Source organism: Candidatus Latescibacterota bacterium (genome assembly GCA_019038625.1).
GTDB lineage: Bacteria > Krumholzibacteriota > Krumholzibacteriia > Krumholzibacteriales > Krumholzibacteriaceae > JAGLYV01.
This window is the reverse complement of sequence record JAHOYU010000070.1, coordinates 1-1,231: the sequence shown is the minus strand read 5'-3', so window position 1 is coordinate 1,231 and position 1,231 is coordinate 1. Positions and strand designations below refer to the sequence as shown.

The 1,231-nt window shown below is 49.7% G+C and carries 2 protein-coding genes; both read right to left on the bottom strand.

Going from position 1 to position 1,231, the window contains the following annotated elements; all coding sequences use genetic code 11:
• Positions 1-238: 238 nt before the first annotated feature.
• On the bottom strand, positions 239-574 hold the full coding sequence (locus KOO63_04990; protein ID MBU8921156.1) for a DUF86 domain-containing protein: 336 nt from the start codon (positions 572-574) through the stop codon (positions 239-241).
• Positions 571-861 (bottom strand): nucleotidyltransferase family protein, encoded by a 291-nt coding sequence (locus KOO63_04985; protein MBU8921155.1) that lies wholly within the window; start codon positions 859-861, stop codon positions 571-573. The genes KOO63_04990 and KOO63_04985 overlap by 4 nt, the downstream gene beginning before the upstream one ends.
• Positions 862-1,231: the final 370 nt, after the last annotated feature.

Below are 1,231 nucleotides of genomic sequence, written 5' to 3'. Positions count from 1 at the left end.
CCCTTCATGTGAATCCGGCCGCATCCTTGCGGCCCGACATGACCAGGTGGGGACTTCGCGATCAATATCCGCTAGTCCGCCCTGGTTGCAGAGGAATCCTACACTCTGATGTGCAAGCATGCAACTGGAACCTGGCGGAACTGGAACCTAGCGAATCATCCCGGGGGAGGCAATTGTCACTTCAGATCATTGCCCGGCTCTTGTTTGTGGTCGTTGTAGCCGACGGTGTTCCGCCAGGCTAGGCCAAGTCGCTCAAAATCTTCGAAATCTTGCCTTTGAAATCAGGGATATCTTTCGTAACCACTGCCCATACCACTTCTATATCGATTCCCAGATAGTCGTGAACGAGAACGTTCCGGAAGGCGGCCAACGTAGCCCACTCGATTTCTGGATTAGACTTCTTAAAATCAGCGGAAAGCCGCTGAGTAGTTTCTGTCATTGTGTGGAGATTGCGCAACACTGCGTCTTGATGTAGAGCGGACCCGACAAAAGCATCTTTGCCCCCAGATGTGGCACTTTCGATACGCGAAATCATTTCTAGGATGTGCTGCAGATAGGTCTTGTTGCTTTTCAAAGCGCAACCGCCTCGGTCAACACCTGATCCCGTAGCAATGGGTTTAGGCCTGGCTCCGTAACAATATCGATATGCCGACCAAGGAGCTGCTCAAGTTCAAGAATTAAGCCGGCGGGAAACCATGGACTAACATGGGGTCCGGTGGTGACGAGGAGATCAATATCGCTCTCAGCAGAATCTTCACCGCGAGCCACAGAGCCAAAAACCCTCATGGACGTAACACCATGCCGGTGAGCTACCTCAAGCACATTTTCACGCTTTTCTTTAAGAATGTCGAAAGTTGTCATTCGCGCCTCCTAATGAGTACGCCCAAAGTCTAGCCTATTCGGCCTAGGAAAAGCAACAGATTCGCTTTTCTCAGATTGGTCTAACTGACATTCTCGACGATTGCTCCTTCGATTTTCGAAAATGCTAAACGAAATTTCTGCTTGCGGACCTCGTGAACATAAGCAGCAACAAGTCTACATGCCTCGGAATAAGGCCTGTATGTTCAGCGTGACCCGAAAAAGTCCTCCCGGTGGGATCTGTTTATAATTGCTTACCCTTAAAATAATCAGGAAAGCTTCTGTATAATATCCACAACCCGAGCCGCATCGTTCATGACATAGTAATGTATACACCCCACCCTGGAGTTCAGTAACTCCTCGGTCTGCCGAA